This window comes from Pseudomonas sp. TAE6080, from assembly GCF_018732265.1.
Classification (GTDB): Bacteria; Pseudomonadota; Gammaproteobacteria; order Pseudomonadales; family Pseudomonadaceae; genus Aquipseudomonas; species Aquipseudomonas brenneri.
In genome coordinates this window covers 1-23,107 of record NZ_JAHIDY010000056.1, presented here as the reverse complement: position 1 = coordinate 23,107, position 23,107 = coordinate 1, and the positions used below count along the sequence as shown (strand labels likewise).

Annotated in this window: 22 protein-coding genes; 8 read left to right on the top strand and 14 right to left on the bottom strand. The window is 60.5% G+C overall.

Translation table 11 applies throughout. The features are described 5' to 3' along the window. The first annotated feature begins 21 nt into the window (after window positions 1-21). Complete coding sequence (gene serA / locus KL786_RS26955) at window positions 22-1,251, top strand: phosphoglycerate dehydrogenase (protein WP_029289418.1); 1,230 nt, start codon at window positions 22-24, stop codon at window positions 1,249-1,251. 63 nt (window positions 1,252-1,314) lie between these two features. Here serA and KL786_RS26950 read toward each other — a convergent pair whose 3' ends face one another. Continuing rightward, window positions 1,315-1,752 carry a DUF4399 domain-containing protein gene (locus KL786_RS26950; RefSeq protein WP_032858882.1) on the bottom strand — a complete coding sequence of 146 codons (438 nt, stop codon included), beginning with the start codon at window positions 1,750-1,752 and terminating at the stop codon, window positions 1,315-1,317. 134 nt (window positions 1,753-1,886) lie between these two features. On the opposite strand from KL786_RS26950, the gene KL786_RS26945 reads away from it, so the two are divergent. After that, window positions 1,887-2,510 (top strand): transporter substrate-binding domain-containing protein, encoded by a 624-nt coding sequence (locus KL786_RS26945; RefSeq protein WP_215519519.1) that lies wholly within the window; start codon window positions 1,887-1,889, stop codon window positions 2,508-2,510. Between the two features lie 70 nt (window positions 2,511-2,580). Here the strand turns inward: KL786_RS26945 and KL786_RS26940 are convergent, their stop codons facing one another. Together KL786_RS26940 and KL786_RS26935 are read right to left on the bottom strand one after the other, a co-directional pair. Further along, window positions 2,581-3,075, bottom strand: coding sequence for a 2-thiouracil desulfurase family protein (locus KL786_RS26940; RefSeq protein ID WP_215519518.1), 495 nt, complete (start codon window positions 3,073-3,075; stop codon window positions 2,581-2,583). Window positions 3,076-3,077: 2 nt separating this feature from the next. After that, complete coding sequence (locus KL786_RS26935) at window positions 3,078-3,710, bottom strand: 2OG-Fe(II) oxygenase (protein ID WP_215519517.1); 633 nt, start codon at window positions 3,708-3,710, stop codon at window positions 3,078-3,080. A 131-nt stretch (window positions 3,711-3,841) separates the two neighbouring features. Here KL786_RS26935 and KL786_RS26930 point away from each other — a divergent pair, with 131 nt between their 5' ends. Next, a complete protein-coding gene (locus tag KL786_RS26930; protein ID WP_215519516.1) occupies window positions 3,842-4,594 on the top strand; it encodes a DUF2059 domain-containing protein in 753 nt (250 codons plus the stop codon). A 123-nt stretch (window positions 4,595-4,717) separates the two neighbouring features. Here KL786_RS26930 and bipL read toward each other — a convergent pair whose 3' ends face one another. After that, complete coding sequence (gene bipL, locus KL786_RS26925; RefSeq protein WP_215519515.1) at window positions 4,718-5,659, bottom strand: phospholipase BipL; 942 nt, start codon at window positions 5,657-5,659, stop codon at window positions 4,718-4,720. 110 nt (window positions 5,660-5,769) lie between these two features. On the opposite strand from bipL, the gene KL786_RS26920 reads away from it, so the two are divergent. Together KL786_RS26920 and KL786_RS26915 are read left to right on the top strand one after the other, a co-directional pair. Further along, window positions 5,770-6,342: a DUF6436 domain-containing protein gene (locus KL786_RS26920; protein WP_215519514.1), complete on the top strand. Its 573-nt coding sequence runs from the start codon at window positions 5,770-5,772 to the stop codon at window positions 6,340-6,342. A 30-nt stretch (window positions 6,343-6,372) separates the two neighbouring features. Further along, a complete protein-coding gene (locus KL786_RS26915; RefSeq protein WP_215519513.1) occupies window positions 6,373-8,742 on the top strand; it encodes a penicillin acylase family protein in 2,370 nt (789 codons plus the stop codon). Window positions 8,743-8,763: 21 nt separating this feature from the next. On the opposite strand, the gene KL786_RS26910 is transcribed toward KL786_RS26915, so the two are convergent. Next, window positions 8,764-9,669, bottom strand: a complete 906-nt coding sequence (locus KL786_RS26910; protein ID WP_215519512.1) for an AraC family transcriptional regulator — start codon at window positions 9,667-9,669, stop codon at window positions 8,764-8,766. Window positions 9,670-9,768: 99 nt separating this feature from the next. On the opposite strand from KL786_RS26910, the gene KL786_RS26905 reads away from it, so the two are divergent. Beyond that, window positions 9,769-10,122: a carboxymuconolactone decarboxylase family protein gene (locus tag KL786_RS26905; protein WP_028618364.1), complete on the top strand. Its 354-nt coding sequence runs from the start codon at window positions 9,769-9,771 to the stop codon at window positions 10,120-10,122. Here the strand turns inward: KL786_RS26905 and KL786_RS26900 are convergent. Continuing rightward, window positions 10,100-11,065, bottom strand: coding sequence for a GlxA family transcriptional regulator (locus KL786_RS26900; protein WP_215519511.1), 966 nt, complete (start codon window positions 11,063-11,065; stop codon window positions 10,100-10,102). The two genes, KL786_RS26905 and KL786_RS26900, sit on opposite strands and share 23 nt — an antisense overlap. A 218-nt stretch (window positions 11,066-11,283) precedes the next feature. Here KL786_RS26900 and KL786_RS26895 point away from each other — a divergent pair, with 218 nt between their 5' ends. After that, window positions 11,284-11,925: an HD domain-containing protein gene (locus KL786_RS26895; protein WP_215519510.1), complete on the top strand. Its 642-nt coding sequence runs from the start codon at window positions 11,284-11,286 to the stop codon at window positions 11,923-11,925. A 113-nt stretch (window positions 11,926-12,038) separates the two neighbouring features. Here KL786_RS26895 and KL786_RS26890 read toward each other — a convergent pair whose 3' ends face one another. The 8 genes from KL786_RS26890 to KL786_RS26855 form a co-directional block, all read right to left on the bottom strand. After that, window positions 12,039-12,923: an ABC transporter permease subunit gene (locus tag KL786_RS26890; RefSeq protein ID WP_029289445.1), complete on the bottom strand. Its 885-nt coding sequence runs from the start codon at window positions 12,921-12,923 to the stop codon at window positions 12,039-12,041. Beyond that, on the bottom strand, window positions 12,920-13,840 hold the full coding sequence (locus KL786_RS26885; RefSeq protein WP_032858900.1) for an ABC transporter permease subunit: 921 nt from the start codon (window positions 13,838-13,840) through the stop codon (window positions 12,920-12,922). Before KL786_RS26885 ends, KL786_RS26890 begins: the two co-directional genes overlap by 4 nt. After that, the gene (locus KL786_RS26880) at window positions 13,837-14,979 is read right to left on the bottom strand and encodes an ABC transporter ATP-binding protein (protein WP_029289449.1); all 1,143 of its coding nucleotides are present in this window, start codon (window positions 14,977-14,979) and stop codon (window positions 13,837-13,839) included. The genes KL786_RS26885 and KL786_RS26880 overlap by 4 nt, the downstream gene beginning before the upstream one ends. A gap of 66 nt (window positions 14,980-15,045) precedes the next feature. Beyond that, window positions 15,046-16,140 carry a polyamine ABC transporter substrate-binding protein gene (locus KL786_RS26875; protein ID WP_032858901.1) on the bottom strand — a complete coding sequence of 365 codons (1,095 nt, stop codon included), beginning with the start codon at window positions 16,138-16,140 and terminating at the stop codon, window positions 15,046-15,048. A gap of 220 nt (window positions 16,141-16,360) precedes the next feature. After that, window positions 16,361-17,473 carry a polyamine ABC transporter substrate-binding protein gene (locus KL786_RS26870; RefSeq protein ID WP_215519509.1) on the bottom strand — a complete coding sequence of 371 codons (1,113 nt, stop codon included), beginning with the start codon at window positions 17,471-17,473 and terminating at the stop codon, window positions 16,361-16,363. Between the two features lie 181 nt (window positions 17,474-17,654). Then, window positions 17,655-19,019, bottom strand: a complete 1,365-nt coding sequence (locus KL786_RS26865; RefSeq protein ID WP_215519508.1) for an aspartate aminotransferase family protein — start codon at window positions 19,017-19,019, stop codon at window positions 17,655-17,657. Window positions 19,020-19,076: 57 nt separating this feature from the next. Continuing rightward, window positions 19,077-20,435, bottom strand: coding sequence for a glutamine synthetase family protein (locus KL786_RS26860; protein ID WP_038444282.1), 1,359 nt, complete (start codon window positions 20,433-20,435; stop codon window positions 19,077-19,079). Window positions 20,436-20,474: 39 nt separating this feature from the next. After that, window positions 20,475-21,263, bottom strand: a complete 789-nt coding sequence (locus KL786_RS26855) for a gamma-glutamyl-gamma-aminobutyrate hydrolase family protein (RefSeq protein WP_215519507.1) — start codon at window positions 21,261-21,263, stop codon at window positions 20,475-20,477. Between the two features lie 278 nt (window positions 21,264-21,541). On the opposite strand from KL786_RS26855, the gene KL786_RS26850 reads away from it, so the two are divergent. Continuing rightward, window positions 21,542-22,918 carry a glutamine synthetase family protein gene (locus KL786_RS26850; RefSeq protein WP_032858908.1) on the top strand — a complete coding sequence of 459 codons (1,377 nt, stop codon included), beginning with the start codon at window positions 21,542-21,544 and terminating at the stop codon, window positions 22,916-22,918. The last annotated feature ends 189 nt before the right edge of the window (window positions 22,919-23,107 follow it).

Below are 23,107 nucleotides of genomic sequence, written 5' to 3'. Positions count from 1 at the left end.
CCGGGATACAGGTTTACGCAGATGAGCAAGACTTCTCTCGATAAGAGCAAGATCAAGTTCCTTCTTCTGGAAGGCGTCCACCCATCGGCCGTCGACGTCCTAAAGGCCGCCGGGTACACCAGCATTGAGTACATCACCAGTTCTCTGCCGGAATCCCAGCTCAAGGAAAAGATCGCCGACGCGCACTTTATCGGCATTCGCTCCCGCACCCAGCTGACCGAAGAGATCTTCGACCACGCCAAGAAGCTGGTGGCTGTCGGCTGTTTCTGCATCGGCACCAACCAGGTGGACCTCAATGCAGCGCGCGAGCGCGGTATCGCAGTGTTCAACGCCCCGTACTCCAACACCCGCTCCGTGGCGGAGCTGGTATTGGCCGAGGCCATCCTGTTGCTGCGCGGCATCCCTGAGAAGAACGCTTCCTGCCACCGTGGCGGCTGGATCAAGAGCGCGGCCAACTCCTTCGAAATCCGCGGCAAGAAGCTGGGTATCGTCGGTTACGGTTCGATCGGTACGCAATTGTCGGTACTGGCCGAAGGCTTAGGGATGCAGGTGTTCTTCTATGACACCCTGACCAAGCTGCCATTGGGCAACGCCACCCAGGTGTCGAGCCTGACCGAGCTGCTGGGCATGTCCGATATCGTGACCCTGCACGTTCCGGAAACCGCTGAGACCCAGTGGATGATCGGCGAGAAGGAAATCCGCGCTATCAAAAAAGGCGGGATCCTGATCAACGCCGCTCGCGGCACCGTGGTCGAACTGGATGCCCTGGCCGACGCGATCAAGGACAAGCACCTGATCGGCGCCGCCATCGACGTATTCCCGGTGGAGCCACGCTCCAACGACGACATCTTCGAAAGCCCGCTGCGTGGCCTGGACAACGTGATCCTGACCCCGCACATCGGCGGCTCCACCGCTGAAGCCCAGGCCAACATCGGCCTGGAAGTGGCGGAAAAGCTGGTCAAGTACAGCGACAACGGTACGTCGGTGTCCTCGGTCAACTTCCCGGAAGTAGCCCTGCCGGCTCACCCTGGCAAGCACCGCCTGCTGCACATCCACCAGAACATCCCGGGTGTGATGATGGAGATCAACAAGGTTTTCGCGGAAAACGGCATCAACATTTCCGGTCAATTCCTGCAGACCAACGAGAAGGTTGGCTACGTGGTAATCGACGTCGACGCCGAGTACTCGGACCTGGCGCAAGAGAAGCTGCAGCACATCAGCGGTACTATCCGTAGCCGCGTGTTGTTCTAAGGTTTCAGACGCACCACGAAGAAGGGAGCCCTGAGGGCTCCCTTTTTTTCGTCTGAACAAATCTTACTTGACGGTAACGGTGATCACTTTTGAGGCTACAGTAGGTTCAAACTGACGGTGAACATTATCGCCCGCCACCAGTTGCAGGGTGTGCTTGCCCGGGGCCAGGGTCAGTTCGGTCTTGGTTTGTGCCTTGCCGAAGTGGATCACGGTATCGGTGGCGGGAATCGGCTGGCTTGGGTCAGGCAATGCCTTTTGATCAACCAGCAAGTGGTGATGGCCGGCACCTGGGACTTGTTTGTCGATAGGCTCAAGGTCCATGCCCTTGATGCCAAACTCAACGGTGAAGGTCTTGTCGACGGTAGCGCCATCCTTAGGCGAGACAATAAACACCTCAGCCCCCTTGGGCGCAGGTGTACGTGGGATATCGGCGGCTGACGCCAGCATGGAAGCCCCCAGCAAAAGACTGGCCAGGGTTGCACGAGACAAAATGGCTTTCATTAACTTCTCCAGTTTTTCTGTGAAATCTGTAGGGTTATGACAACTTAGTGACGAAACGTTGTCCAAGGCACTCGACACCATAGCAAAGCGAGCCTGAACCGCGTCTCGCACCTTCGAATTCTTTAGGAGTGACCATGCGCTTTTTGCCTGGCCTGTTACTTTTGCTGCCTCTTCTGAGCCCCTTGGCTCACGCCGAACTGTTCGACGACGTGTTTGACCGCGGGGAACTGCGCATTGCCCTCGAAGCCGATACGCCACCCTTCAACTTCAAGGAAGGCGACAAACTCACCGGTTTTGAAGTGGAGCTGGGTGAGTTGCTGGCGCGGGAAATGGACGTACGTGCCTCCTTTATCACCACCGACGACAGCGACTTGCTGCCCGGTGTAGAGAGCGGCAAGTACGACGTGGCGATTAACCACATCGCTGTGACTACGCAACTGCAGGATCGTTTCGATTTCAGCGTGCCGTATAGCTATGCCAATGCCCAGATGCTTGCGAACAAGCAACAAAAGCGTCTGCTGGGCAACCTCGACACCCTCACCAGCAGCCAATTTGCCGCCAAGCCCACCGCGGGTGTGGACCTGCGCAGCCGTGTCGATGCCAAGGCCACGTTGACCCTGGCCATCCCGTTCCAGAAGGGCAACCCGGCGTTCAAGTCGAGCCTGGACAAGGCGCTGGAGCGCATCAAGGCTGATGGGCGGCTGGCGGCGCTGTCGGAAAAGTGGCTGGAGGCTGACACCAGCAAACCTGCCAAATAACCAATGTGGGACCAGGTTTGTGTGTGGGGAGAGGGCCCGCTCCCACAAAAAGGCTGGTCCTAGATTGGATTCAGGTGGGGTTTGAGAGCTGGTCCAGGGCTACCGCCGCCTCGGACAACTCCAACTCGCTGAACACCTGCACCCCATGGCGCTTGAGCAACGCTGCCGTCACCCCTTCGCCCGTGACTTTCACCCCACTGAACGTGCCGTCATAAGTCAGCAGATTGCCGCATGAGGGGCTGTTGGCCTTGAGCACGGCGATGCGGATGCCATGGCGCTGCACCAGGGCCAGTGCCTGCCGCGCCCCATCGAGAAAGGCTTCGCTGAAGTCCTCGCCATCGGCAGTCAGCACTTGCGCACGACCTTCCCACACATCCATCCCCTGCCCGCCCGGAATCTCGGCAGACGGGCGTGGCGTAGGCAAACCGCCAGCTACTTCCGGGCACACCGCAACCACCCGGCCTTCGGCCTGCCAGGCGGCCAGTTGGTCGAACGGCCCGCTCGACCCGCCGTCATAACGTACGCGATGCCCCAGCAGGCAGCGGCTGACCAGAATCTTTTGCATGCTCAAAACGGCTCGTTGCCCCGCCGGCGAAACCAGCCGGTCAGGGACAGGCGCTCGCGATGGGCAGGCAGGACTTCGTGGGGTACTTCCCCCGACAGGAATACCACCAGGCACCCGCCGGTGGGGTCCACGTCGTGTTCGACACCATCCTTGAGGTACATGCGTAACTGGCCGCCATGCTCGGGCAGCCAGTCCTGGTTCAGGTAGACCACCGCCGAGACCATGCGCCGGTCATCGTCGCGAAAACGGTCGAGGTGCTTGAGGTAGAACGCCCCCGGCGGGTACATCGCGAAGTGGCATTCAAACTCTTCCAGGCCCAGGAACAGCCCCCGGTTCATCGCCAGCCGCAGGCTGTCCATCAACACCAGGTAGCGGTCGCAGATAGCCGCCTGGCCGGGCTCCAGCCATTGGATATGGTCGCCACGGATCCCCTCGCGAATCTCCTGGGCCGGCCCGCGTCCGACAGCGGCCGGTGCCAATTCACCTTCAACGGCACGTTTATGGCACTCAGCCGCCAGTTCCAGGGTCAGAGCCTCTGGCAGGAAGATGTTCTGCTGCGACCAGCCTTTCACGGCCAGGTCGTCGACGATGCGTAGCAGCAGCGGGTCATCAGGGGATATTTGCATGGCGCGCATAGTATCCATACGCCTGGAAAACCGACAGCGCCGCCGAGCACCTCGATACACTTTAGTCAGGCAACTGATAGGACTTCTCGACAAATCCTACGCCCGACACGGACAATAGTGGCCGACTGACAGGAGTCCCTATGCGTCGTTTGTTTTTATCCTTGCTGATGTTCTGCGTGTTGCCCGCCTGGGCAGACAGCCATGACCAGTTGTACACGGTCGCCGGCTGGCCGCAACAACGTGCGCATTTCAGTGACGCCTTGAGTGCCGCCCAGCAGCGCTACCGCAACAGCTTGCCGCCGGCGGTGTACCAGGCACTGGTGGACAACAGCAATAAACGCTTCGCCCCCAAGGCCATGGATCAGCGGGCTGAAGCCCAGTTGCGCCAGAACCTGGCCGATCCAAAACCCGCGCTGGCGTTTTTCCAGTCGCCGCTGGGGCGCAAGATTGTCGCCGCCGAATTGCTGGCGACCCGCCGTGACCAGTTGGCCAAGAATGCCCAGGGCTTGCCGAAGATCCAGGCCGACGCCACCCGTAGCCTGATCATCGGCCACCTGGCCCAGGCCCTGCCAGCCCGCGAAGCCGGGGCCGAGGTCAGCCTGGCGATTGCCGGCGTGGCAGCAGACAGCCTGAGCCAGATGATCCCCGGCCTGTTGGGCGGCGGTCAGGCGCAGAGTATGTTGAACGGTCAGCGCGAGCGCTTGATGCAGCAGATCGGCAATGACCTGAACAACACCTTGTTGTATGTGTATAGGGACTTGTCAGACCCGGAGCTGGAAGAGTTCGCCACGTTTGCCGAGTCCCCGGAAGGCAAGGCGTATTACCAAGCGGCGCTGGCAGCGATCCGCGCCGGCCTGGCGGTCGGCCAAAGCACCTCCAGCCTGGCCCCCTGACGCCCCGCCCCCTGTAGGAGCGAGCTTGCTCGCGAAGAACGTCAACGATAACGCGCGCTGCCTGGTTAAACGCAGTGTCCTTGAGTTTTTCGCGAGCAAGCTCGCTCCTACAGGGGTGCAGGGTTATTTCAGGTGGTCGGTGAGGAACTTGAAGTATTGCTCGCGGATTTCAGGCAATTCATTTGCCAAGTGATGCCGCCCACGCGGCAACATCAGGATCTGCGGCTGATCGAACTTGCCGCGCAGCACCTGCAAGTTGTGCTGCCAATCCACGGTCATATCCTCCTCGCCCTGCACGATCAGTGGCCGTCGCGTGCTGCGTGGCGCAGCTTCGATGCGCTTGATCCAGCGCGCCAGCGCACCCACCCAGGCGGTGGGCAGTTGTCGTGGCTGCAAGGAGTCGGCTTCGAGGAACGGGCGAAAGGCCGGGTCATTGCTGTTATCGCTGAAACGCCGGGCGATGCCTTTGACGAACGGCTTGAGCAGGTAATAACTGAGCTGCGACCAGCCCCAGGCTCGCGGCCGCACCAGCGGCGACAGCAGGAAGGTCTGGCCTTGCGCCGGGCTGTCCGGGCCATGGTTGAGCAGATGGTCCACCACAATCGCCCCGCCGGTGCTTTGCCCGAACAGATGCCAGGGCTTGGGCAGTTGCAGCGCGTCGGCCTGTTCGAACAAGCCGTTCACCACCTGCTGGTACACCGCAAAATCATCGATGCTGGCACGCACGCCGCTGGACAGGCCATGGCCCGGCAAGTCGCAGGCAATCACTACGAAACCCTGGTCCAGGCCCCACTCCACTACGCTGCGGTACAGCCCCATGTGGTCGTAGAAACCGTGGAACATAAACAGTGTGGCCACAGGTTTCGCCGGCCACCAGACCTGGCTGACCACCGTAAACCCGTCCACCTCGAAGCGCCCCAGGCGACTGATCACTGGCTCTTTGCGCGCAGCCAGGTCCAGCCCATAGAAGCGCTGGTAGACCCTGGCCTCGGCCGAAAGCGGCTGCGCGTCCACCAAAGGCCGCAAGCTTTCGCGCAGATGATCGGGGTCAAAGGTAACGGGCATAAGAACTTCCAGACTAGGGCTTCACAGCCCTGACAGATGAATATCGAGTCGCGATATTCATCTGTCAGGGCAAGCATGGCAAGCTACGCGACCTTCGAGGATTGCTCTGAATGCGAAAACCCTACCGCACCGCCCTGCTCGCCAGCCTGATCCTGCTGATCTGCGCCGCCGTGCTGTGGGCCGCGTATGACTGGTTCCAGGGTCGCTATCTGCGGGCATTCAGCGAGCATACGGCGGTGTTTTCCGGCGACCTGCTGCGCCTGCCGGACGACCTGGCAGGCCCCGGCCCGATCCGCCTGGTGCACTTTTGGGACCCGGCCTGCCCGTGCAATGTCGGCAACCAACAGCACCTGAGTGAACTGATCGAGCAATACGCGCCCCAGGGCGTGGAATTCTATGCCCTGCAAAAAACCGGCAGCCACGGCCAATTGCCCGCAACCCTTGGCGCCATGAAAATCCTCACCACCTTGCCCGGCGCCGACCAAGTGCCCGCCAGCCCGGCGGTCGGCATCTGGGACAGCAATGGCAAACTGGCGTACTTCGGCCCTTACAGTGAGGGCCTGACCTGTAATTCGAGCAACAGCTTTATCGAACCGATCCTGCAGGCGCTCAAGAGCGGGCGGGCGGTGAATGCGACCCACACCCTGGCGGTGGGCTGCTATTGTTCCTGGCCACAAGGCTAAAAGTCCCACTTCTAATAATAAGGATTGTTCATGAAGCGCGTCTTGTCGGGTCTCGCGGCCCTGCTGGTGTTGATCGCCCTCGGGGCCGGCTGGTATGTCTACAGCAAGCAACCCACCCGCCAGGGCACGGTGGAGCTGGCCAACCTGCAGGGCTCGGTCACGGTGCGCTACGACGACCGGGGCGTGCCGCACATCCGCGCCGAGAACGAGGCTGACCTGTATCGCGCCCTGGGTTATGTGCACGCCCAGGACCGTCTGTTCCAGATGGAAATCATGCGGCGCCTGGCCCAGGGCGAGCTGGCCGAAGTGCTGGGCGCCAAGTTGCTGGACACCGACAAACTGTTCCGCAGCCTGCGCATCCGCGAGCGCGCCGCCACCTACGCGGCGCAGATGGACCGCCAGTCACCGCACTGGAAGGCCCTGCAAGCCTATCTGGACGGGATCAACCAATATCAGGACAACCACGCCAGCCCCATGGAGTTTGACGTACTGGGCATCCCCAAGCGGCCGTTCACCGCCGAAGACACCATCAGCATCGCCGGCTACCTGGCCTACAGCTTTGCCGCAGCCTTTCGTACAGAGCCGTTGCTGACTTATGTGCGAGACCAACTGGGCAGCGACTACCTGAAGGTGTTTGACCTCGACTGGAAAGCCAAGGGCGACCTCGGCCTGGCCGCCGGTGACTGGCAAGACCTCGGCGCCATCGCCCGCCTCAGCGAGCAGGCCCTGGCCGACAACGGCCTGCCGCAGTTCGAAGGCAGCAACGCCTGGGCCATCAGCGGCAATCGCACCAAGAGCGGCAAGCCGTTGCTGGCGGGCGACACGCATATCCGTTTCTCGGTACCGTCGGTGTGGTACGAGGCGCACCTGTCGGCGCCTGGCTTCGAACTCTATGGCTATCACAATGCGTTGGTGCCGGTGGCGTTCCTGGGGCACAACAAAGCGTTTGGCTGGAGCCTGACGATGTTCCAGAACGACGACCTCGACCTGATCGCCGAGAAGGTCAACCCGGATAATCCCAACCAGGTGTGGTACCGCGGCCAATGGGTCGATATGACCAGCAGCGAACAGCAGATCGCCGTCAAGGGCCAGGCCCCGGTGACGTTGACCCTGCGCCGCTCGCCCCACGGCCCGATCATCAACGACGTGCTCGGTGCCAACGCCGGCACGACACCGATTGCCATGTGGTGGGCGTTCCTCGACACCGAAAACCCGATCCTCGACGGGTTCTACCAACTCAACCGCGCCGACACGCTGGCCAAGGCCCGTCAGGCCGTGGCCAAGGTACATGCACCGGGGCTGAATATCGTGTGGGCCAATGCCAAGGGCGATATCGGCTGGTGGGCAGCCGCGCAGTTGCCGATCCGCCCGGCGGGTGCCAATGCCGGGTTTATCCTCGACGGCAGCACGCCTCAGGCTGACAAGCTGGGCTTCTACCCGTTCAGCGCCAACCCCCAGGAAGAAAACCCGGCGCGTGGTTATGTGGTCTCGGCCAATGCCCAGCCGGTATCGTCCACCGGCATGCAGATCCCCGGCTATTACAACCTGGCGGACCGCGGCCAACAGTTGAACGCGCAGTTGAGCGACAACCAGGTCAAATGGAACCTGGACAACAGCCAGGCCCTGCAACTGGGCACCACCACCGCCTACGGGCCCCGCCTGCTGGCGCCGCTGTTGCCGGTGCTGCGTGAGGTGGTCAAGGATCCGTCCGAGCTCAAACTGGTGGAGCAACTGGCCACGTGGAAAGGTGACTACCCGGTGGAGTCGATCCCGGCCACCGTGTTCAACCAGTTGCTGTATGACCTGACGGACGCGGCCTTTCGCCCCAAGTTGGGTGACGACATGTTCAAAACCCTGATCACCACCCGCGTGATCGACGCTGCATTGCCGCGCCTGGCCGCTGCCGCCGAGTCGCCGTGGTGGAACGGGCAGCGCACCGAGACCGTCAAGCGCGCCTGGGACAAGAGCCTGGCCCATCTGAAAACCACCTTCGGCGACGACCCGGCCCAATGGCAGTGGGGCAAGGCACATACCCTGACCCACGGCCATCCACTGGGCATCAAGAAGCCGTTGGACCAGATCGTCAATGTCGGCCCGTTTGCCTCACCGGGCAGCCACGAAGTGCCGAACAACCTGTCCGCAATCATTGGCCCGGCGCCATGGCCGGTGACTTATGGTCCGTCTACCCGGCGCCTGGTCGACTTCGCCGACGCCGCCCACGCACTGACCATCAACCCGGTCGGGCAAAGCGGCGTGCCGTTCGACAAGCACTATGCCGACCAGGCCGAGACCTACATCGAGGGCGGGTACGAGCAAGCGCATTTTGATGAAGAAGAGGTCCAGGCCAATACTCGCGGCACCCTCAAGCTATTGCCGGCCCGCCCCCCACAGCAGCCCTGACGAAACGCCCCTCCCACAATTTTAATCTGCGTTGCGCATTCGACCGGGGGCCTGGCCATACGCCTCCTTGAATTTCTTGCTGAACGCCGCCTGGGATTGATAACCCACCCGGGCCGCGATATCCGTCAGGCTCAACCGCGACTGCTGCAACAGGTTGAACGCCAGCTCCATGCGCAACTGGGTCAGCAGCACCCACGGCGATACGCCCGCCACTTTGACAAACGCACGCATGAACGTGGCCCGGGACATCGACGCCGCGCCGGCCAGGCTGTCGATGGTCCAGTCATGCCCGGGCTCGGCCAGCATCGCCTGCCAGGCGCGGCCAAGGCGTTTGTCGGTGAGCAAGGCAAACGTCCCCGCCAGCGGCGCTTGTTGTGCCAGCCAGGCGCGCACCAGCAAAGTGAACAGGGCCACCGACAGCGCATCGATGAACGACCGCGCACCAAGCCGCTCGCCATCCGCTTCGCTGCGCATCAGGGCAATCAGGGCTGCCAGTTGCCCGTCGGCCTGCCATTGCCGGCTGGACACCACCAGATACGCCGGCAAGGCCGCGAACAGCAACGACTGGCGGTTGTAGTGAAAGCTGCCACAGAGCATCTCCACCTCCGGCTGATCGCCACCCAGGCGATGCACCGTGAGGACGCCGTCGTCGATCACCCTGGGTAACATCGCCGGCACCGTCGCGCCCTGGCTACGCAACAGGTGAGTCGCGCCGCCGGGCAACAGCAGGATGTCGCCCTCCTCCAGGGTCACTCGTTGCCCGCCCGAAAGCTCGGCGCGGCAGGTGCCACTGAGCACAATGTGATACGGCGCCACGCCCAGGGATTCGGGCGCATGATCCAGGGCCCAGTCGCCCTGGAACTGGCAACGTACATCGAGGCTGCCGCGCAGGTTGGCCAGGGTGATCAGGGTGTCGATAGCGTTCATTTGCGAATATCGGTCAAAAAGTTGAGCGGATCGAACAATACCGCCAAACCCGGACGGAACACACTGGCTTCACACCCAACCCGTTCAGGAGTTATCGCAATGTTCAATAACTGGTCCGACTTGCTGCCTACCGTGAAGAAAGCCTTTGGCACACTGGGCAAGAGCAACCCGAAGATGGTCAAAGCCTACATGGCGCTCGGCGAAGCCGCCGAGGAAAACAACGTCCTGGATGCCAAGACCCGCGAACTGATCTCGATTGCAGTAGCGATCACCACTCGCTGCGACGGTTGCATCGGCGTGCATGCCGACGCCGCAATCAAGGCCGGCGCCACCCGCGAAGAAGTCGCCGCAACCTTGGCCACTGCCATCTCACTGAATGCCGGTGCCGCCTACATCTACTCGCTGCGCGCGCTGGAAGCCTACGACACGCTCAAACCGGCGCCGCAAAGTTGAGCCGAAACTGCTGCGGCGTCACACCCAGCCGGCGGTTGAACACACTGCGCAGGTGCTGGGCATCACGAAAGCCGCATTGATAGGCCACGGTCTTGAGCGGCGCGCTGCTGCTTTCGAGCATCACCCGCGCCGCATCCACCCGCGCCCGCTCGACAAATTCTGCCGGGGTGATTCGCGCCTCACGGGCAAATACCCGCGAGAAATTGCGCGCACTCATGTTGGCTGCGCGGGCCAGGTCGGCAATGCCCAGGTCGCCGGTCAGGTTCGCCAGCACGTACAACTGCACCTGCGCCACGGCCGAAGAAGATTCGGCATGGGGTGTCAGGAACGGGCTGAACTGTGACTGCCCGCCGCTACGCTGGGTAAACACCACCAGGCGCTTGGCCACGCTCAAGGCCACTTCCGGGCCGTGGTCCTGGGCCAGCAGGTACAACGACAGATCGATGCCCGCCGTGACCCCGGCCGAGGTGTAGAGGTTGGCGTCTTGCACGTACAGGCGGTCGGCGTCGACCCGGGTCGAGGGGCACAGGCGCGCCAGATCCGCCGCGTCGCCCCAGTGCGTGGTGACCGTGCGCCCCTCCAGCAAACCGGCACGCGCGAGCATGAACGCGCCATTGCAGATCGAGCCGAAACGCCGAGCCCTGGCGCTGGCGCCTTGCAACCACCGATTGAACGCCGGGCCGAAATCCTCGAAGGGCAACTGCGGGCCTCCGGCTACCAGCAACAGGTCATAGGCTTGCAGCGCATCGCTGTAATGGATGTGGGCCTGCAATGACAGACCGTTGGAACAGGTAATGTTGCCCTGGACCTGGCCGATGACTTCGAGCTGGTAATGATCCGCAGGCTCCAGGAATCGATTGGCCTCGCAGAACACGTCCATGGGACCGGTCACATCCAGTGACTGGACGCCGGGGAAGATCAGGATGGCGACGGTTTTGTGCATGGATGGCACACCTTTCTATCGGAATAAACGAAGAAACATTTGGATTGTTGCAGGCTTCAAGGGATAGCAGTGCCTGCTACACCCTAGCCGATTTCACGTGGCACGATGTGACCGCACATTGGCCGGGATCGCATCCTCATCGCGATGGCCCTCGCGCACAGGCGCGACCAAACTGCACTCATCAGCGCCAACCCAGCGCTTTCTTGAGGACCATGACCATGAGCACCACCATCGCCGGCATCAAAATCCCCGACAGCGCCCTGGCCAAGGCTACCACCGAGTACATCCGCGACATTGAATCCGACCTGCTCTACCACCACTCCCGCCGCGTCTTCCTGTTCGGCGCGCTCAGCGGTGAACGCAAGCAACTGGCCTACAACCCGGAGCTGCTCTACGTCGGCGCGATGTTCCACGACCTGGGCCTGGTGGCAGGCCATCGCAGTGACAACGAACGCTTTGAAGTAGACGGTGCCAACGCTGCCGCCGACTTTCTCAAGCCCTACGGTTTAAGCGACGACGATATCGAGCAGGTGTGGCTGTCCATCGCCCTGCACACCACCCCTGGCGTGCCCCAGCACCTGCGCCCCACTGTCGCGCTGGTCACGGCCGGTGTGGAGATGGATGTGCTGGGCATGGACTACGCCGCCTTTAGCCACGTGCAGCGCGAAGCGGTGGTGCATGCGCATCCACGGGGCGAAGGGTTCAAGGAGTGCATCATCTGCGCGTTTGCCGACGGCTTGCGCCATCGCCCGCAGACCACGTTTGGCAACGTGAAGACCGATGTGTTGGTGGATCAGGAGCCGGGGTTTAAACCACTGAACTTTGTCGAGGTGATTCGCCAGTCGCCGTGGACTGCCTAATCAACTTGAAATGCAATCAAGTGTGGGAGCGGGCTTGCCTGCGATAGCGGTGGTTCAGTCACATCTTCAGTGACTGACACTCTGCCATCGCAGGCAAGCCAGCTCCCACATTTTTAGACCGGTGCGGGCGCGCGGCGCACATCCGGCTGTTTCCAGCCATCCGCTGCCGCTTCTTCAATGGCTTGCTGGATCGCCTTCTTGCGCCGCTCTTCAGCGCGACGGCTGAAGTACCACACCAGGAACGTCACCAGCGACACCGCCAGCAGGATCAGGCTGGCCACGGCGTTGATCTCGGGTTTGACCCCAAGGCGCACCGCCGAGAACACTTCCATCGGCAAAGTGGTGGAGCCCGGGCCCGAGACGAAGCTGGCCAGTACCAAGTCATCCAGCGACAACGCGAACGACATCATGCCGCCCGCCGCCAACGACGGCGCGATCATCGGGATGGTGATCAGGAAGAACACCTTCCACGGCCGCGCACCGAGGTCCATGGCCGCTTCTTCGATCGACAGGTCCAGCTCACGCAGGCGCGCCGACACCACCACCGCCACGTACGCCGCACAGAACGTGGTGTGGGCGATCCAGATGGTGACAATGCCACGCTCCTGGGGCCAACCGATCATCTGCGCCATGGCCACGAACAGCAGCAATAGCGACAGACCGGTGATCACTTCCGGCATCACCAACGGCGCCGTCACCAGGCCGCCGAACAGCGTGCGGCCCTTGAACTGGCTGATACGGGTCAGCACAAACGCCGCCAACGTACCCAGCGCCACCGCAGCCACCGCCGTGTAGCAGGCGATTTCCAGGGAGCGGGCCACCGAGCCCATCAACTGGGTGTTGTCCAGCAGGCCCACGTACCACTTGATCGACCAACCACCCCACACCGTCACCAGTTTCGATTCGTTGAACGAATAGATCACCAGGATCAGCATCGGCAGGTAGATGAACAGCAGCCCTACGACCAGCATGAAGCTGGAGAAACTGAAGCGCTTCATACCTTGCCCTCCATCTCTTTGGCTTGGCTGCGGTTAAACAGAATGATCGGCACGATCAGGATCGCCAGCATCACCACCGCCAGGGCAGACGCCACCGGCCAGTCGCGGTTGTTGAAGAACTCTTGCCACAACACTTTACCGATCATCAGGGTTTCCGGGCCGCCCAGCAGTTCCGGGATCACGAACTCGCCCACCACCGGGATGAACACCAGCATGCAGCCGGCGATGATGCCGTTCTTGGACAGCGGCACGGTGATTTTCCAGAAGCTGTTGAAGGTGCTCGAACCCAGGTCCGAGGCCGCTTCCAGCAGGCTCTGGTCATGTTTGACCAGGTTGGCGTACAGCGGCAGGATCATGAACGGCAGGTACGAATAGACCACGCCGATATACACCGCGATGTTGGTGTTGAGGATCTGCAACGGTTCGTTGATCAGGCCCATGGACATCAGGAAACCATTGAGCAAGCCGTTGTTGCTGAGGATGCCCATCCACGCATACACGCGGATCAGGATCGCGGTCCAGGTCGGCATCATGATCAGCAGCACCAGCACGGTCTGCATCTCTTTGCGCGCACTGGCGATGGCGTAGGCCATCGGGTAGCCGATCAGCAGGCAGAGCGCCGTGCTGAAAAACGCCATTTTCAGCGAGCCCAGGTAGGCGGCGATGTACAACTCGTCGCCGGCCAGCAGGCTGTAGTTGGCCAGGTTGAGCACCACCTCCAGCTTCTGCTCGATGTAGGTGTAGATCTCGGTGTAGGGCGGGATCGCCACGTCGGCTTCGGCAAAGCTGATCTTCAGGACGATGAAGAACGGCAGCATGAAGAACATGAACAGCCACAGGAATGGAATCCCGATGACCACCTGTTTGCCGCTGGGAATTATTCGGTGCAGTCGCCGTTTGAATTTCTTCATGTTCATGAGCGAAGTACCACGCCGCTGTCGTCTTCCCACCACACGTAGACCTGGTCACCCCAGGTCGGCCGCGCGCCACGACGTTCGGCGTTGGCGACGAAGGACTGCACCAGCTTGCCGCTCGGCAGTTCGACGTAGAACACCGAATGGCCGCCCAGGTAGGCAATGTCATGCACCTTGCCGCTGGACCAGTTGTGCTCGCAGGTCGGCATTTCGGTGGTGACCAGCAGTTTTTCCGGGCGGATGGCGTAGGTCACCGACTTGTCTTCCACCGACGTGGCGATGCCATAACCCACGTAGATATCGCGATCCAGGTCGGCGCACTTGAGTACCGCATGGCCTTCGGCGTCATCCACTACTACGGTGTCGAAGATGTTGACGTTGCCGATGAACTCGCACACCAGGCGGCTGGTGGGGGTTTCGTAGATGTCGATCGGGCTGCCGATCTGCGCGATCCAGCCCAGGTGCATGATTGCGATGCGCTCGGCCATGGTCATGGCCTCTTCCTGGTCGTGGGTCACCATCACGCAGGTCACGCCGACGCGCTCGATGATTTCCACCAGCTCCAGTTGCATCTGCGAGCGCAGCTTCTTGTCCAGGGCGCCCATCGGCTCATCGAGCAGCAGCAGTTTCGGGCGCTTGGCCAGGGAACGGGCCAATGCCACGCGCTGACGCTGGCCGCCAGACAACTGGTGCGGCTTGCGCTTGGCGTACTGGCTCATCTGCACCAGCTTGAGCATCTCGGCCACGCGGGCCTCGACCTCGGCCTTGGGAATCTTGTCCTGTTGCAGGCCGAAGGCGATGTTCTGCGCCACGGTCATGTGTGGGAACAAGGCGTAGGACTGGAACATCATGTTGATCGGCCGCTCGTAGGGCGGCATGTCGGTGATATCCACACCGTCGAGGAAAATCCGCCCTTCGGTCGGGCGCTCGAAACCTGCGAGCATGCGCAGCAAGGTGGACTTGCCCGAACCCGAACCGCCGAGCAAGGCGAAGATCTCGCCTTTCTTGATTTCCAGGGACACATCGTCCACGGCAATCGTCTCGTCGAACTTCTTCGTGACCCGGTCGATTTTGACCAACACCTTTTTCGGTGTCTGGTCGCCCTCGAGGGCTTTCTTATAGGCGCCGGAGGCAACTGCCATTTACGAAACTCCCAGAAAAAAGAGTGCGGAACGTCCAATACGGACGAACCTTGGATAATTTGAGCCTTACTTGCCCGTCTTGACCTTGGTCCAGCTACGGGTCATCAAGCGTTGCACTTTCGGGGGTAGCTCGAAGTTGACAAACGTCCGGTCGAGAACCGCCTGCGGTGGATAAACCGCTTCGTCGGTGCGTATCGATTGCTCCATCAGCGTGTCCGCCCCTGGGTTAGGGTTGGCGTAGCCGACGTAATCACTGACCTGAGCGATCACTTCAGGTTGCAGTAGATAGTTGATGAAGGCGTGGGCCTCCTTGACGTTGGTCGAGTCCTTGGGGATCGCCAGCACGTCAAACCACAGGTTGCCGCCTTCTTTCGGAATCGCGTAGGCGATGTTCACGCCCTTACCGGCCTCGGCCGCGCGGGCCTTGGCCTGGAACACATCGCCGGAGAACCCGGCGGCCACGCAGATATTGCCGTTGGCCAGGTCCGAGATATATTTGGATGAGTGGAAGTAGGTCACGTAGGGACGCACTTTCAGCAGTTTTTCCTCGGCTTTCTTGTAGTCCGCCGGGTTGGTGCTGTTAGGGTCCAGGCCCATGTAGTTGAGCACCGCCGGCAGCATTTCATCGGCCGAGTCCATGAAGGACACGCCGCAACTGGCCAGCTTCTTCATGTTTTCCGGCTCGAACAGCACAGCCCAGGAATCGATCTTGTCGACGCCCAGCACTTCCTTCACTTTATCGACGTTGTAACCAATGCCGTTGGTACCCCACAGGTAAGGCACGGCGTACTGGTTGCCCGGGTCGTTCTTTTCCAGGCGCTTGAGCAGCGCCGGGTCAAGATTGGCGTAGTTGCTCAGCAACGACTTGTCGATCTTCTGGAACGCACCGGCCTTGATCTGCTTGCCCAAGAAGTGGTTGGACGGCACCACCACGTCATACCCGGTGCGTCCGGCCAGCAACTTGCCTTCCAGGGTTTCGTTGGAGTCAAACACGTCGTAGACCGGCTTGATGCCAGTGGCCTTTTCAAAGTTGGCCAGGGTGTCGGGACCGATATAGTCCGACCAGTTATAAACATGCACGGTGGAAGCTGCCTGCACGCTGACTGCCAACGTGAGGCCTGCCCCTACCAGCAAGGCTTTGCGAAATAAAGAAATTGGCAAGTGGAGGTCCTCTTAAATAGTTGGGCCCGAAGTTGTTGCCCGGCAACAAAACCGGCGCGCAACTTACCCTCGATAAACCGATCCGGCAAAACTTTCTGTCATTTAATTTTTTGTAGGAGCGAGCTTGCTCGCGAAGGTCGTCAACGATAACGCGGGGCATCAGGCACCCCGCGGCGCATTTGAGTTTTTCGCGAGCTAGCTCGCTCCTACAGGTTCGTGCTTATTTACCCGATTTGATCTTGGTCCAGCTGCGCGTCAGCAGACGCTGGGTCGCGGCTGGCAGATCGCTGATTGCATACAGCTTGGCCTTCACATCATCCGACGGATAGATGCTCGGATCGCCCGAGATATCCTTGTTCACCAGCGGCGTGGCAGCCTTGTTACCGTTCGGGAAGCGTACGCTGTTGGTGATGGCGGCCATGACTTCAGGCTTCATCAGGTAGTTCATGAACTGGTAGGCGGCGTCCAGGTTCTCGGCATCTTTAGGGATGGCGACCATGTCATAGAAGCTGCCTGCGCCTTCCTTCGGAATGGTGTAGGAAACCTTGACCTTGCCACCGGCTTCAGCCGCGCGGGACTTGGATTGTTCCAGGTCACCCGAATAACCCACGGCTACGCAGATGTTGCCGTTGGCCAGGTCCGAGATGTACTTGGAGGAGTGGAAGTAGCCCACCGAAGGACGGATCTTGAGGAACAGCGCTTCGGCTTCAGCCAGCTGTTTCTTGTCCTGGCTGTCGGTCGGGTAACCCAGGTAATGCAGGGCCACCGGGATCATTTCGGTCGGCGAGTCGAGGAAGCTCACGCCACAGCTTTTGAGTTTTTCGATGTTCTCGGGCTTGAACAGCACATCCCACGAGTCGATCTTGTCGACGCCCAGCGCAGCCTTGACCTTGTCCGGGTTGTAGCCGATGCCGATGGTGCCCCACATGTACGGGAATGCATATTTGTTGCCTTTGTCACTGGCATCGCCCACGGCCTTGAGCAGGTCGGTATCGAGGTTTTTCCAGTTTGGCAGCTTGGACTTGTCCAGCTCCTGGTACACACCGGCCTTGATCTGCTTGGCCAGGAAGTTGTTCGACGGTACGACGATGTCGTAGCCGGACTTGCCCGCCAACAGCTTGGCTTCCAGGGTTTCGTTGCTGTCGAAAACGTCGTACACCACCTTGATGCCAGACTCTTTCTCAAAGTTGGCGACGGTGTCCGGTGCAATGTAGTCGGACCAGTTGTAGACGTGCAGCACTTTGTCGGCAGCCTGGGCCGTGCCGGCCATTGCGCCCATCAGGGACAAGGCCAGGAGGGTCTTGCCAGCGTTCTTCAAACCTAATGCCTTCATTCGGTCATGCTCCAATTTTTCTTTTTTGGGCCACATCTTTCTACGTTTCATGGCCCGTCGAAGGGCGACAAAACAGGGCGACAGTCTGGCAAGTTCAGGGGCCGGCTTTCAACCAAAGCCCCACTCTTTTATAACCGCCCGGACGCAGCAGCCGCAGGCCACTGCTTCCTGAGCCTAGCACTTAGCCCTGCAATGCCGCCAAAGTCAGGTCCAGGCACTGGCGAGCCTTGGTCACCAGCTCGTCAATCTCGGCCTTGCTGATCACCAGCGGCGGCGAAATGATCATGGTGTCGCCCACGGCGCGCATGATCAGGCCATTCTCGAAGCAGAAGGTGCGGCAGATCATGCCGGCGCCTTTTCCTTCATAACGCTTGCGCGTTGCCTTGTCCTTAACCAGCTCGATCGCACCCAACATGCCGACACCACGTACTTCGCCCACCAACGGATGATCCGCCAGCTCGCGTAGACGCTTTTGCAAATACGGTGCCGTTTCGTCATGGACGCGGCTGACAATTTTTTCATCGCGCATGATGCGGATGTTTTCCAGGGCCACCGCAGCCGCCACCGGGTGCCCGGAGTAGGTGAAGCCGTGGTTGAAATCGCCCCCTTCGTTGAGCACCGCCACCACTTCGTCGCGCACGATCAGGCCGCCCATGGGGATATAGCCCGAGGTCAGGCCCTTGGCGATGGTCATCATGTCCGGCTTGAGATCGTAGAAATCGCTACCGAACCACTCACCGGTACGGCCAAAGCCACAGATCACTTCGTCGGCGACAAACAGGATGTCGTACTTGGCGAGGATTTCCTTGATGCGCGGCCAGTAGGTCGCTGGCGGCACGATCACGCCACCGGCACCCTGGATCGGCTCGGCAATAAAGGCACCGACGTTGTCCACGCCGACTTCGAGGATTTTTTCTTCCAGTTGGTTGGCAGCCCAGATCCCGAATTCTTCAGGGCTCATGTCGCCGCCTTCACCGAACCAGTACGGCTGCGCGATATGCACGATACCCGGGATCGGCAAGTCGCCCTGCTCGTGCATATACGTCATGCCGCCCAGGCTCGCGCCGGCCACGGTGGAGCCGTGGTAACCGTTCTTGCGGCTGATGATGGTTTTCTTGTTCGGCTGGCCCTTGATCGCCCAGTAGTGGCGGACCATGCGCAACATGGTGTCGTTGCCTTCGGAGCCGGAGCCGGTGAAGAACACATGGTTCATGCCGGCGGGGGCGATATCGGCGATGGCCTTGGCCAGTTCCAGCACCGGCGGGTGGGCGGTCTGGAAGAACAGGTTGTAGTAAGGCAGTTGTTTCATCTGCTTGGCGGCGGCGTCAGCCAGCTCGTCACGGCCATAACCGATGGCCACACACCACAGGCCGGCCATGCCGTCGAGGATCTTGTTGCCTTCGCTGTCCCACAGGTACACGCCCTTGGCGTTGGTGATGATGCGCGGGCCTTTTTCTTTCAATTGCTTGAAGTCGCTGAACGGCGCCAGGTGGTGATCGTTGCTCAGGGCTTGCCATTCACGGGTTTGCGGGTTGTTGCTGGACATACCAATCTCCAAAAGTAGCAGGTGAAGGTGCGGCCCATCCCGGCCGCACCCGGCGCATCAGACGGCGAAGAGCAGGAATTCCCGCTCCCACGAACTGATCACGCGCTTGAAGTTTTCATGCTCGGCCCGCTTGACCGCGACGTAGCCAGTGATGAATTTGTGACCCAGGTATTTCTCGATGGTCTTGCTGTTTTCCATGCGCTCCAGCGCGTCTTCGATAGTCAACGGCAGGCGCAGGTTGCGCCGTTCGTAACCACGACCGACCACCGGCGCACTCGGGCTGATGCCTTCGACCATGCCGATATAGCCGCACAGCAAGCTGGCGGCGATCGCCAGGTACGGGTTGGCATCGGCGCCCGGCAGGCGGTTTTCCACGCGACGGTTCTGCGGGCCGGCATCCGGTACGCGCAGGCCGACGGTGCGGTTCTCTTCGCCCCACTCCACGTTCACCGGCGCCGAGGTGTCGGGCAGGAAGCGGCGGAACGAGTTGACGTTGGGGGCGAACAGCGGCAACAGCTCGGGAATGAACTTCTGCAGGCCGCCAATGTGGTGCAGGAACAGCTCGCTCTTGGAACCGTCCTCATTGGAGAACACGTTCTTGCCAGTAGCGATGTCGATGATGCTCTGGTGCAAGTGCATGGCACTGCCGGGTTCGCCGGTCATGGGCTTGGCCATGAAGGTGGCGGCAACGTCGTGCTTGAGCGCGGCTTCACGCATGGTGCGCTTGAACACCAGGATCTGGTCGGCCAGGGACAGGGCATCGCCGTGACGGAAGTTGATTTCCATCTGCGCCGTGCCGTCCTCGTGGATCAGCGTGTCAAGGTCCAGCTCTTGCAGCTCGCACCAGTCGTAGACGTCTTCGAACAATGGGTCGAATTCGTTGGCCGCTTCTATAGAGAAGGACTGGCGACCGGTTTCCGGGCGGCCAGAGCGGCCAATCGGCGGTTGCAGCGGGAAGTCCGGGTCTTCGCAACGCTTGGTCAGGTAGAACTCCATCTCCGGCGCCACGATGGGCTGCCAGCCTTTGTCGGCGTAGAGCTTGAGGACTTTCTTGAGCACGTTGCGCGGCGACAGCTCGATCGGGTTGCCTTGCTTGTCGTAGGTGTCGTGGATCACCTGGGCGGTGGGTTCGATGGCCCAGGGCACGAGGAACACGGCGTTCTGGTCGGGGCGGCAGATCATGTCGATGTCGGCCGGGTCGAGCAGTTCGTAATAGATGTCGTCTTCGACATAGTCGCCGGTCACGGTCTGCAACAGAACGCTCTCGGGCAGGCGCATGCCTTTTTCGGCAATGAACTTGTTGGTCGGCGAGATCTTGCCCCGGGTGATCCCCGTGAGGTCGCCAATCATGCATTCGACTTCTGTGATCTTGTGGTCTTTCAACCAATCGGTGAGCTGGTCGAGGTTGTTACTCATAAATGCCTCTGGGCTGGGTTTCCTGACATCCATTAAAGGTCAGGCGTTGTTTGACGCGTGCGCGTCTCTTTGTTTCGCCCGCTTTCGGCAGGCATCGCCAAATGCCTGGAAGATCGCGAGGTAGTACGGGTTGGAGCTTACCTGCCATTCAGGGTGCCATTGCACTCCTAATGCAAAAGCGTCTGCAAAAGCCTTGCCCTGTTTGAGCGAAAAAGCTTCGACCAGGCCATCCGGCGCGCGCGCTTCGACCAGCAGGCCGGGTGCCAGGCGGTCAACGCCCTGGCTGTGGATCGAGTTGACCTGGATCGTGTCCGGCAAGCCCAGGCTCGCCAATACACCGCCCGGGCTGATCGCCACGGCGTGCGCCGGGCCGTACTGGACTTCCAGCGGCTGGGTGTCGTCTTCGCGGTGATCCATCATGCCCGGCAGTTCATGAACCTTCTGGTGCAGGCTGCCGCCCAGGGCCACGTTCATTTCCTGGAAACCCCGGCAAATCCCCAGCACCGGCACGCCTGCGGCAATCGCGGCGCGAATCAGCGGCAGGGTGTTTTGGTCCCGTGCAGGATCATGGGCGGTTCCTGGCGCACTGGCCGGGCCGTCGTAGTGAAAGGGTTCGATATTGGAGGGGGAACCGGTAAAGAGAATGCCGTCCAGGCCGTCAAGAATATTGGCCGGATCGAACAGATCCGCCAGGGACGGAATAATCAATGGCAAGCCCTTGGCAGCGATGGCCACGGCGCGGACGTATTTGTCGCCACTGATGTGATAAGCATGCAGACCAACCTGTTTGGAGCAGGCGGTGACGCCGATTAACGGCAGGCCAGACATGAAGCACCCCGGTATTATTGCTGTTATGGGTTTGAATCGAGCTTAGCCTTGTTCATTTTTTTACACAACACCCCCGTAAAAAATACAACACGGCCCGCTCAAGCCTGCTAGTCCCAAGCCGGTCAAACTGGCAAAACTGCCCAAAAAAGCCGCAAAAAAGCCCCCAAGGCGCTTTTTTAGGGCAAAAAAGGCCTCGCTTGACTTCGGCAAGCCGTTCGGGTTGACTGAAACCAGAAAAGATCAATGATTGATATTTTTAACAACAAAGGTGTTGCATCATGTCGGTACCCCCGCGTGCCGTTCAGCTTAACGAAGCGAACGCGTTCCTTAAGGATCATCCTGAGGTTCTGTACGTAGACCTTCTAATTGCGGATATGAATGGTGTGGTGCGCGGTAAGCGCATCGAACGCACCAGCCTCCACAAGGTTTACGAGAAAGGCATTAACCTGCCGGCCTCTTTATTTGCCCTGGATATCAATGGCTCGACGGTGGAAAGCACCGGCCTGGGCCTGGACATCGGTGATGCTGACCGAATCTGTTATCCAATCCCCGATACCCTGTGCAATGAACCCTGGCAAAAGCGCCCTACCGCGCAACTGCTGATGACCATGCACGAACTTGAAGGTGAACCTTTCTTCGCCGATCCGCGTGAAGTGCTCCGCCAAGTTGTAACCAAGTTTGACGATCTAGGCCTGACCATCTGCGCTGCCTTCGAGCTTGAGTTCTACCTGATCGACCAGGAGAACGTGAACGGCCGGCCACAACCTCCCCGCTCGCCGATTTCCGGCAAACGCCCGCACTCGACACAGGTCTACCTGATCGACGACCTCGACGAATACGTCGACTGCCTCCAGGACATTCTGGAAGGTGCCAAAGAGCAAGGCATCCCTGCTGACGCCATCGTCAAGGAAAGTGCCCCGGCGCAGTTCGAAGTGAACCTGCACCACGTCGCCGACCCGATCAAGGCATGCGACTACGCGGTACTGCTCAAGCGTTTGATCAAGAACATTGCCTACGACCATGAGATGGATACCACCTTCATGGCCAAGCCTTACCCGGGCCAGGCAGGCAACGGTTTGCACGTGCATATTTCGATCCTGGACAAAGACGGCAAGAACATCTTTGCCAGCGAGGATCCCGAGCAGAACGCCGCATTGCGTCACGCGATCGGCGGTGTGCTGGAGACCCTGCCTGCACAAATGGCTTTCCTGTGCCCCAACGTCAACTCCTACCGTCGTTTCGGCGCACAGTTCTACGTGCCGAACTCGCCGTGCTGGGGCCTGGACAACCGCACCGTGGCGATTCGCGTACCGACCGGCTCGTCCGACGCGGTACGTATCGAACACCGTGTGGCCGGCGCCGACGCCAACCCTTACCTGCTGATGGCTTCGGTCCTGGCAGGCGTGCACCACGGTCTGACCAACAAGATCGAACCTGGCGCACCGGTGGAAGGCAACAGCTACGAGCAGAACGAGCAAAGCCTGCCGAACAACCTGCGTGATGCCCTGCGCGAGTTGGACGACAGCGAGGTGATGGCCAAGTACATCGATCCGAAATACATCGATATCTTCGTCGCCTGCAAGGAAAGTGAGCTGGAAGAGTTCGAACACTCCATCTCCGACCTTGAGTACAACTGGTACCTGCATACCGTGTAAGCGGTGGTTGCATTGAAAAAACGCCACGGGCCTTTGGTCTGTGGCGTTTTTTTTGGGATTCTTCAGGGAGACCTGGCTGGCCTCTTCGCGAGCAAGCCCGCTCCCACATTCGACCTCATTTCAAAGGTGGAATACGGTCGAATGGACTGCCCCCGAAAAGTTGGACAGTTTCAGCTAGCAGCCTCAGCA

Excerpts from the sequence above, each read along its gene's own strand:
- KL786_RS26905 (WP_028618364.1), top strand. The coding sequence starts at position 9,769 with ATGTTCAATAACTGGTCCGACTTGCTGCCTACCGTGAAGAAAGCCTTT.
- KL786_RS26910 (WP_215519512.1), bottom strand. The coding sequence starts at position 9,669 with ATGAACGCTATCGACACCCTGATCACCCTGGCCAACCTGCGCGGCAGC.
- KL786_RS26895 (WP_215519510.1), top strand. The coding sequence starts at position 11,284 with ATGAGCACCACCATCGCCGGCATCAAAATCCCCGACAGCGCCCTGGCC.
- KL786_RS26935 (WP_215519517.1), bottom strand. The coding sequence starts at position 3,710 with ATGCGCGCCATGCAAATATCCCCTGATGACCCGCTGCTGCTACGCATC.
- KL786_RS26950 (WP_032858882.1), bottom strand. The coding sequence starts at position 1,752 with ATGAAAGCCATTTTGTCTCGTGCAACCCTGGCCAGTCTTTTGCTGGGG.
- KL786_RS26880 (WP_029289449.1), bottom strand. The coding sequence starts at position 14,979 with ATGGCAGTTGCCTCCGGCGCCTATAAGAAAGCCCTCGAGGGCGACCAG.
- KL786_RS26920 (WP_215519514.1), top strand. The coding sequence starts at position 5,770 with ATGCGAAAACCCTACCGCACCGCCCTGCTCGCCAGCCTGATCCTGCTG.
- KL786_RS26850 (WP_032858908.1), top strand. The coding sequence starts at position 21,542 with ATGTCGGTACCCCCGCGTGCCGTTCAGCTTAACGAAGCGAACGCGTTC.
- KL786_RS26865 (WP_215519508.1), bottom strand. The coding sequence starts at position 19,019 with ATGTCCAGCAACAACCCGCAAACCCGTGAATGGCAAGCCCTGAGCAAC.
- KL786_RS26945 (WP_215519519.1), top strand. The coding sequence starts at position 1,887 with ATGCGCTTTTTGCCTGGCCTGTTACTTTTGCTGCCTCTTCTGAGCCCC.
- KL786_RS26940 (WP_215519518.1), bottom strand. The coding sequence starts at position 3,075 with ATGCAAAAGATTCTGGTCAGCCGCTGCCTGCTGGGGCATCGCGTACGT.
- KL786_RS26860 (WP_038444282.1), bottom strand. The coding sequence starts at position 20,435 with ATGAGTAACAACCTCGACCAGCTCACCGATTGGTTGAAAGACCACAAG.
- KL786_RS26930 (WP_215519516.1), top strand. The coding sequence starts at position 3,842 with ATGCGTCGTTTGTTTTTATCCTTGCTGATGTTCTGCGTGTTGCCCGCC.
- KL786_RS26885 (WP_032858900.1), bottom strand. The coding sequence starts at position 13,840 with ATGAACATGAAGAAATTCAAACGGCGACTGCACCGAATAATTCCCAGC.
- bipL (WP_215519515.1), bottom strand. The coding sequence starts at position 5,659 with ATGCCCGTTACCTTTGACCCCGATCATCTGCGCGAAAGCTTGCGGCCT.
- KL786_RS26870 (WP_215519509.1), bottom strand. The coding sequence starts at position 17,473 with ATGAAGGCATTAGGTTTGAAGAACGCTGGCAAGACCCTCCTGGCCTTG.
- KL786_RS26915 (WP_215519513.1), top strand. The coding sequence starts at position 6,373 with ATGAAGCGCGTCTTGTCGGGTCTCGCGGCCCTGCTGGTGTTGATCGCC.
- KL786_RS26900 (WP_215519511.1), bottom strand. The coding sequence starts at position 11,065 with ATGCACAAAACCGTCGCCATCCTGATCTTCCCCGGCGTCCAGTCACTG.
- KL786_RS26855 (WP_215519507.1), bottom strand. The coding sequence starts at position 21,263 with ATGTCTGGCCTGCCGTTAATCGGCGTCACCGCCTGCTCCAAACAGGTT.
- serA (WP_029289418.1), top strand. The coding sequence starts at position 22 with ATGAGCAAGACTTCTCTCGATAAGAGCAAGATCAAGTTCCTTCTTCTG.
- KL786_RS26890 (WP_029289445.1), bottom strand. The coding sequence starts at position 12,923 with ATGAAGCGCTTCAGTTTCTCCAGCTTCATGCTGGTCGTAGGGCTGCTG.